General features: G+C 75.4%; 7 protein-coding genes and 1 pseudogene. 5 read left to right on the top strand and 3 right to left on the bottom strand.

What is annotated here, in order from left to right; all coding sequences use genetic code 11:
- Positions 1–93 precede the first annotated feature (93 nt).
- Positions 94–507: pseudogene (gene cynS / locus ABTY61_RS41530) on the bottom strand (cyanase); the annotation flags it as partial.
- Positions 508–582: 75 nt separating this feature from the next.
- Positions 583–1,176, bottom strand: a complete 594-nt coding sequence (locus ABTY61_RS41525; RefSeq protein WP_350510445.1) for a carbonic anhydrase — start codon at positions 1,174–1,176, stop codon at positions 583–585.
- A gap of 126 nt (positions 1,177–1,302) precedes the next feature.
- Between ABTY61_RS41525 and cynR the strand changes: the two genes are divergently transcribed.
- Positions 1,303–2,202, top strand: a complete 900-nt coding sequence (gene cynR, locus ABTY61_RS41520) for a transcriptional regulator CynR (protein WP_350510444.1) — start codon at positions 1,303–1,305, stop codon at positions 2,200–2,202.
- Between the two features lie 54 nt (positions 2,203–2,256).
- Here cynR and ABTY61_RS41515 read toward each other — a convergent pair whose 3' ends face one another.
- Positions 2,257–3,729, bottom strand: coding sequence for an FAD-dependent monooxygenase (locus ABTY61_RS41515; RefSeq protein ID WP_350510443.1), 1,473 nt, complete (start codon positions 3,727–3,729; stop codon positions 2,257–2,259).
- A 137-nt stretch (positions 3,730–3,866) separates the two neighbouring features.
- On the opposite strand from ABTY61_RS41515, the gene ABTY61_RS41510 reads away from it, so the two are divergent.
- From ABTY61_RS41510 to ABTY61_RS41495, 4 genes are all read left to right on the top strand, one after another.
- Positions 3,867–4,862 (top strand): Lrp/AsnC family transcriptional regulator, encoded by a 996-nt coding sequence (locus tag ABTY61_RS41510; RefSeq protein ID WP_350510442.1) that lies wholly within the window; start codon positions 3,867–3,869, stop codon positions 4,860–4,862.
- 293 nt (positions 4,863–5,155) lie between these two features.
- Entirely contained in the window at positions 5,156–5,740 is a 585-nt protein-coding gene (sigK, locus tag ABTY61_RS41505; RefSeq protein ID WP_350510441.1) for an ECF RNA polymerase sigma factor SigK, read from the top strand.
- A complete protein-coding gene (locus tag ABTY61_RS41500) occupies positions 5,737–6,486 on the top strand; it encodes an anti-sigma factor (RefSeq protein WP_350510440.1) in 750 nt (249 codons plus the stop codon). Before sigK ends, ABTY61_RS41500 begins: the two co-directional genes overlap by 4 nt.
- Before the next feature lie 165 nt (positions 6,487–6,651).
- On the top strand, positions 6,652–7,014 hold the full coding sequence (locus ABTY61_RS41495; protein ID WP_350510439.1) for a DoxX family protein: 363 nt from the start codon (positions 6,652–6,654) through the stop codon (positions 7,012–7,014).
- The last annotated feature ends 537 nt before the right edge of the window (positions 7,015–7,551 follow it).

Here is a 7,551-nt window from a genome sequence, read left to right as displayed (position 1 = left end):
GCCGAGGTGACGCTTTTCCATCGGACGGGCCCTCCACTGGCCGGTGGTACCGGTAGCCCCGGTAGCCCCGGTGAACGCGCAGGTGGGGAGTGCGCCCTCGGGGTCGGCGACCTTCTTCACGTCGAGCTTGAAGTTGATCGCGGAGATGATGCCGTCGCCGAACTGCTCGTGGACGAGGGCCTTGAGGGTGGTGCCGTAGACCTGGAGCATCTCGTAGAAGCGGTAGATGGTCGGGTCGGTGGGGATGCCCCCGGGGATCGAGCCACGGGTCGGGATGGTCCGGAGCAGCAGGGCCGCGTCCGCGTCCAGGCCGAGCAGCTCGGCGACGGCCTCGGCGGACTCCTTCGGCAGGGCGTGCTGGCCGAGGACGGCGGCGGTGGTGAAGGCCACCGACAGGCCGGAGACGTCGGCGATCTGCTGCCAGGTGAGGTCCTTACGGGTCTTGGCCTCGACGGCGGCGGCGGCCAGCAGCTGGCGGGCGGTGGGGTCGAACTGGGCGTGCACCATGGGGGGGTTCCTTCTCGTGGTTGACGGGATTCCCGGTCGCCCGGCCAGGGGCGACAAGGGGGGCTGAGGTGGTGGTCAGGCCGCCGCGGCGGCGTGGCCGGCGGTGGCGGTGAGGTCCTCGACCCGCCCGGTGGCGATGTCGAAGACCCAGCCGCGCAGGGTGAGCACCTGCTCGGCGAGGGCGCGGGCGACGGACGGGTGGGTGGCCAGGTTCGCCAGCTGGGCGAGCACGTTCTGCCGCACCAGGGCCTGGACGTCCCCGGCGGTGGCGGTGCGGGCCACCGAGGCGTCGGCGAGCCGCAGCCAGTCGGCGACGGCCGGGGCTCCGCTGAGGTCGTGGCCGTGGGCGAGGGCGGTCATCGCCCCGCAGCCGGAGTGTCCGCAGACCACGACGTCCCGGACGCCCAGCGCGGCGACGGCGTACTCGATGCTCGCCGTGACCCCGTCGGCCCCGGGGCTGTAGGCGGGCACCAGGTTGCCGGCGGTGCGGATGACGAACAGCTCCCCCGGCTCCGAGCCGGTGATCAGCTCCGGCACGACGCGGGCGTCGGAGCAGCCGATGAACAGCGTGTGGGGGCTGTGGTGGGCGGCCAGGTGGGCGAAGAGCTCCTCCTTGGCGGGGAACACGTCCCGCTGGAAGTCCGCGATGCCCTGGGCGAGGTCACGCATGGGGTCACTCCCTCTCGTGGCGCCGGGCCGGTGGGGCCTGGCGAGATCCACTGTGCATGAGCTGGAGCTATAGAGTCCAAGAGCTGTTACCGATGAATCCCATCGATACGGTCTATAGTTCGGCGCATGGCCCTGGAACTGCGTCATCTGCGCTATCTGCTCGCCGTGGCCGACCACGGCAACTTCACCCGCGCCGCCGAGGAGCTGCACATCTCGCAACCGACGCTGTCCCAGCAGATCAAGCAGCTCGAACGGACCCTGGGCGCCCAACTGCTCGACCGCACCGGCCGCACCGTGCGCCTCACCGACGCCGGCCGGGCGTACGCCCACCACGCCCGCGGGGCGCTGCGGGACCTGGCCGCCGCCGAACGGGCCGTCCACGACGTCCAGGACCTCTCCCGCGGGCGGCTGCGCCTGGCCGTCACCCCGACCTTCACCGCCTACCTCGTCGGCCCGCTCGCCGCCGAACTCCACACCCGGCACCCCGGCATCAGCCTGACCGTCCGGGAGACCAGCCAGGACCGCATCGAATCCGGGCTGCTCACGGACGAGTTCGACCTCGGCATCGCCTTCCGGGGGCCCCACCTGCCCGGTGTCACGGCCAGCGCGCTGTACACCGAGCACCTGACGCTGGTCACCGGCACTGATGCCCCGTCCGCCGGCCCACTCCCCGTGCGGGACCTCGCCGATCACCGACTGGCCCTGCTCAGCGGCGACTTCGCCACCCGCGGCCACATCGACGACTACTTCGCCCGGCACGGCGTCAGCCCGCGGATCGCCGTCGAGGCCAACTCCGTCCAGGCCCTCACCGAGGTCGTCCAGCGCACCCCGCTCGCCACCGTGCTGCCGGACGCCGTCACCCACGACCACCCCCGGCTCACCCGCCTCCCGCTCGAACCGCCCCTCCCCACCCGCACCGTCACCCTGCTGCACCGCACCGAGGCCTACCGGAGCGCCGCCACCGGGGCGTTCACCGAGCTCGTCCACGACCTCGTCCGCACCCGCGGCTATCCGCCGGCGCCCTGACCCGGCATGCCACCGCCCCCGTACCGCGTACCGGTACGGGGGCGTGCGGGAACGTCAGACGGTCGGGTTCGGGGCGCCGAACCAGCGGGCCAGGGACGGCCGCAGGGTCTCCGGGGTACCCACCCAGCAGACGTGGCCGTCCGGGCGGATCAGCATCGGCTCGACGGGGGCGCCCGCGCCCGCGCGGTCCACCCGGTCGGCCCAGGGGGCGACGGCCCCGGCGAGGCCGTCCTGCGGGTCGACCAGGACGCCGCGGCCGGACCGCAGGAGCTCGTACAGCCGGGCCGGGCCGAGGTCGAAGTCCGGTACGGGGCCGCCGAGGAGCGGGTGGGGGCCGGTGTCCGGCATCGGGTAGCGGGTGGCCGTCCCGGACATCAACTCGCTCAGCCTGCGCTGGACCTCCGGCAGGGTGGTCAGCTCGGCGAAGAGGTCCCGGGTGGCCAGCACGTCCGGGTCGCGGGTGCCCGCCCAGTCCATCAGCAGGCCCTGCGCCTGGACGTTGCGCAGCACCGTCGTGCCGGTCAGGTGGCGTTCGGTGTGGTAGCTGTCGAGCAGGCCCTCGCCCGCCCGGCCCCGGACGGCGGCGCCGAGCTTCCAGCCGAGGTTGAAGGCGTCCTGCATCCCGCCGTTCATGCCCTGGGCGCCGAGCGGGAGGTGGACGTGGGCGGCGTCGCCGGCCAGGAACACCCGCCCGTGCCGGTACCGGGCGACCTGCCGGGCCGCGTTGGTGATCCGGCGGGCGTGGCAGAGTTCGAGCAGCTGCACCCGCTCGCCGAACACGGCCCGCAGCCCGTCCCGGATCTCCTCCTCGGTGATCGGGACGTCCCTGGGCAGCGACCGGCCCGGCCCGCCCATGGCGAGCCGGCGCAGCGGCCGCCCCCGGCCGTCGGTGCCGAGCGGGAATATCCCCGTCCAGTGGCCGTCCAGGCTGTGGTGGTGGGTGGGCAGGCCGTCGGCGCCGCTCAGCCGCACATCGGCGGCGATCGTGGTCAAGGTGCCCGCCCGGCCGGGGAATTCGGCCTTGAGCAGCGACCGCACGGTGCTGTGGCCGCCGTCGGCGGCGACCAGGTAGCGGGCGCGTACGACCTCGCCGTTGGCGAAGGTCGCGGTGACGGACTCCTCGTCCTGGCCGAGGGCGACCAGTTCGTGGTCGCGCCGGACGCGCAGGCCCTGCCCGGCGAGGTGCTGTTCCAGGAAGGCTTCCAGCACGACCTGGGGGACGGAGCGCCAGGGCCGGCGGGGCCGGAAGGCGGCCGACCCGGGGTCGGGGGCCGGGGCGTCCGACAGCGGGATGCCCGCGAAGTGGCTCCCGCCGATCGGGTGCTCCCCGGTGGCCAACAGCGGCTCCAGCAGGCCGCGTTGGTCGAGCGCCTCCAGCGTGCGGGTCTGCACGCCGCCCGCCCTGGACAGGGTGCTGGGCCCCGGCAGCCGGTCGGCCAGTACGGTCGACGCTCCCGCCAGCAGCAGTTCGTTGGCCGCCGTCAGGCCGGTCGGGCCGGCTCCGACCACGAGTACGTCGGTGTCCATGGTGCTTCTCCTCGGTTCCGTCGGGGCGGTACCTCGGCTGGTTCCGCTGACGGGGTCAACGCTCGCTCCGAGGAGGGCCGTTGGGCCAGTGACCGGCGCGATGGCGGAGGAATCCGACGCAGACTACCCTCGGTACGGTGGAATCCGACTACGACGAGCTGGACCGCCGCCTCGTCCACGCCCTGCAGATCGACGGCCGGGCCCCGTTCAGCACCATCGCCGCCGCCCTCGGGGTGTCGGACCGCACCGTCGCCCGCCGGTACTCCCGGCTGCGCTCGACCGGCGCGGTGCGGGTGCTCGGCGGGGTCGATCCGGTCGCGCTGGGCGCCGAGCTGTGGCTGCTGCGGGTGCGCTGCGCGCCCTCGGCGGCGGTCGCGGTCGCGGAGGCGCTGGCCCGCCGCCCCGACACCTCCTGGGTGAGCCTGACCTCCGGCGGCACCGAGATCACCTGCACCGTCCGTGCCGAGACCGAGGCCGACAGCGAGGCCCTGCTGCTGGCCCGGCTCCCCCGTACCCCGCGGGTCGAGGGAGTGAGCGCGCACGCGGTGCTGCACTCCTTCTACGGCGGGCCGGACAGCCTCATCGCCAAGCTCGGCCCGCTGGACGCGACCGCGGTCGCCGCCCTGAGCCCGCCCGCGCCCACGACCTCACCCACGCCCACGCCCCCGTTGCCGCCCCGGACCGGGCCGGTGCGGCTGCACGACGGCGACCGCAGGCTGCTGGCCGCCCTCGCCGCCGACGGCCGCGCCGGGTTCGAGCAGCTGGCGGCGGTCACCGGCTGGTCGCCGACGACGGTCCGGCGCCGGATGGCGGAGCTGCGCGAACGCGGGGTGCTCTACCTGGACATCGACTGCGACCCGCGCCTGCTCGGCGTCGCCACCCGCACCCTGCTGTGGATCTCGGTCGCTCCCCCGTACCTGGAGCAGGCCGGCCGCGCGCTGGCCGGGCACCCCGAGGTCGCCTTCGCCTGCGCCACGACCGGGCCGACCAACCTGTACGCCACCGTGGTGTGCCCGGACCAGCGCGCCCTGTACCGCTACCTGACCACCCGGGTGGCCGCGCTCCCGGCGGTCAGTCACGTCGAGACGGCGCCGTCGATCAGGACCGTCAAGCAGGCCGCGAACCGGGGGTAGCCCCCGGCCGGGCGGTCGGTACGGTCGAGCAGGTCGCGGAGCGCGTGCGGTACGCGGGCGGACCGGCTTCCTGCCGGGGATTCGCCGGCCCGCGCCCGGCGGATCGGACCGGTTCCGCCGATCCTGGAGCATCCCGGACCAATCCGGCGGGCCGCCCGTGCCGAAGACCGGCTGTCAGCCGTACCGTCCGCCCGGCCGGGCCTCCGCACCGGCCACCTCCTGGGGAGGCCCGTGATGCCCGCCATCCGCCCGTGGGGCCCGCCGCCCGCCCACCGCGCCGCGGGGGCGGCCGGATGAGCGCCGTCGTGCACCTGACCGGCCCGTCCCAGCCCGGTCCGAACCTGCGGGAGCTCGTCGCACGGGTCGCCCGCGGCGACCAGGACGCGTTCTCGCGCCTGTACGACGCGGTGGCCGGCCCGGTGCTGGGCCTGGTGCGGCGGGTGCTGCGGGACCCGGCACAGTCCGAGGAGGTCGCCCAGGAGGTGCTGCTGGAGGTGTGGCGCACGGCCGCCCGCTACCGGGCCGAACGCGGCGAGGTCATGCCGTGGGTGCTGACCATCGCCCACCGGCGCGCGGTGGACCGGGTCCGGGCCGCGCAGGCCGCCGCCGACCGCGACCAGCGGGCGGCCGCCGCCTCCCACACCCCGGTGTTCGACGAGGTCGCCGAGCAGGTCGAGAGCAGGCTGGAACGCGAACAGGTCCGGCGCTGCCTGCGGGGGCTCACCGAGCTGCAGCGGGAGTCGTTGACGCTGGCCTACTACCGCGGCTACACCTACCCCCAGGTCGCCGAGGTCCTGGGCGTCCCGCTGGGCACGATCAAGACCCGGATGCGCGACGGACTGATCCGCCTGCGCGACTGCCTGGGGGTGGGATCATGAGCGCCGCCGACCTGCACGCCCTGACCGGCGCGTACGCCACCCACGCCCTGGACCCAGGCGAGAACGCGGAGTTCGAGCGGCACCTGGCCGGCTGCCCGGCCTGCACCCAGGAGGTGGCGGAGTTCGCCGCCACCCTGGCCCGGCTCGGGGCCGCGGACTCCGTCGTCCCGCCCGAGGCCCTGAAGGCGAGCGTCATGGCCGCTCTGCCCACCCTCCGTCAGGAGGCCCCGCGCACCGCCGCACCGCCGGCGGACACCCGCCGCCTCGCCCGGCTGCGCCGCGGCTGGCCGAAGCTGGCGCTCGCCGCCTGCCTCGCCGTGGCGATCGGCACCGCCGGCGTCGCCGTCCAGGAGCACCGGGAGGCCGACCGGGCCCGGGCCCGCGCCGTCGCGCTCCAACAGCAGCAGGACCTGGTCGCGGGCCTGCTCGCCGCCCCCGACGCCCGTACCGCCACCGGGGCGGCGGCGGGCGGGGCGGGCGTGGGCACCGTGGTGTGGTCCGCCGGTCGTGACCGGGCCGCGTTCCTCGCCTCCGGGCTGCCCGCGCCGGCCGCGGGCCGGACGTACGAACTGTGGTTCGACGACGCCGGGACGATGCGCCCGGCCGGGCTGCTGCCGGGCGGCGACGGGGCGCTGCTGCTGTCCGGGCCGCTGGCCGGGGCGCGCGGCGTCGGCGTCACGGTCGAACCGGCGGGCGGTTCGGCGCACCCGAGTTCGGCACCGGTCGTGCTGCTGTCGTTCAGCTGAGCCGGTCGTTCTTCCTGCCTCCGGAGGCACTTGGCCACGGATCCGGTCCGGCCCTTCCCGCAGTCGGGCCGGCTCCGGGCCTGCCGCGCCCGGCCGCACCCCGGTTACCATCCGGTAACCCGGTCGGCCGACCGCGGTCCACCGACGAACACCCCGAGGAGCGGCATGTCCGCCGACCGATCCGCCCGCCTGCTGAGCGGCCTCCTGCTGGGCGCCGGAGCAGCGCACTTCGCCCTGCCGCGCCCCTTCGACGCGATCGTCCCGCGCTCCCTGCCGGGCCGCCCCCGGACCTGGACCCAGCTCAGCGGCCTGGCCGAGCTCGCCGTCGGCGCGGCCGTCGCCCACCCCCGCACCCGGCGCGCCGGCGCCCTGGCCGCCGCCGCCCTGTTCACGGCCGTGCTCCCCGCGAACGTGCGGATGGCCCGCGACTGGCGCACCCGCCCGGCACCCCTGCGGGCCGCGGCCGTCGCCCGGGTGCCGCTCCAGCTGCCGCTGGTCCTCTGGGCCCTCCGGGTCGCCCGGAACTGACGGTCCCTCGCGGCGCCGACCCGTCCGCCGTCCGGGCCGGGTTCAGCTCTTCGACGTCCACGGGGCGGGGCGGGGTTCGACGGGCCTCCCGCGGACGGTACCGGCGACGGGCGTCCGACCGCACCGGGAATTGGACGACCTGTCACCGTGTGGCGGCTCCGCGGCTGGGCACACCGGGTCAGAAAGGGCGAAAACGTCGGCCGACGTCCGTCACCCGGTCGTACTCCGCACAGCGGAGGCCCTTCCGGGCGAGGACGCCGCGAGCGCGTTGATCAAACGTATACCGGCACGCCTGAGGATCGGTCCGGGAGCGGCCCGGACCGGGCCGACGAGCGCGACGGGGACTTCGTACCCGGCGGCACGGACGGTCCTCCCGGCCGCTCCCGGAACCACCACAGACCGCCCGGCACCGTCCGGAGCGGTAGAAGCAAGAGGAGAAAGTCGTTGAGCAACGAGAGCCTGGCCAACCTGCTCAAGGAGGAGCGGCGTTTCGCCCCGCCGGCAGAGCTGGCCGCAGCGGCCAACGTCACCGCGGCC

This window comes from Kitasatospora sp. NPDC096128 (assembly GCF_040303105.1).
Classification (GTDB): Bacteria; Actinomycetota; Actinomycetes; order Streptomycetales; family Streptomycetaceae; genus Kitasatospora.
Note: the sequence above shows the minus strand (reverse complement) of the source record. Positions and strands in the feature narration are given on the sequence as shown.

Bases quoted from the DNA above. Each gene is read 5' to 3' on its own strand.
- ABTY61_RS41500 (WP_350510440.1), top strand. From the start codon at position 5,737: ATGAGCGCCGCCGACCTGCACGCCCTGACCGGCGCGTACGCCACCCAC.
- cynR (WP_350510444.1), top strand. From the start codon at position 1,303: ATGGCCCTGGAACTGCGTCATCTGCGCTATCTGCTCGCCGTGGCCGAC.
- ABTY61_RS41515 (WP_350510443.1), bottom strand. From the start codon at position 3,729: ATGGACACCGACGTACTCGTGGTCGGAGCCGGCCCGACCGGCCTGACG.
- ABTY61_RS41495 (WP_350510439.1), top strand. From the start codon at position 6,652: ATGTCCGCCGACCGATCCGCCCGCCTGCTGAGCGGCCTCCTGCTGGGC.
- sigK (WP_350510441.1), top strand. From the start codon at position 5,156: ATGAGCGCCGTCGTGCACCTGACCGGCCCGTCCCAGCCCGGTCCGAAC.
- ABTY61_RS41525 (WP_350510445.1), bottom strand. From the start codon at position 1,176: ATGCGTGACCTCGCCCAGGGCATCGCGGACTTCCAGCGGGACGTGTTC.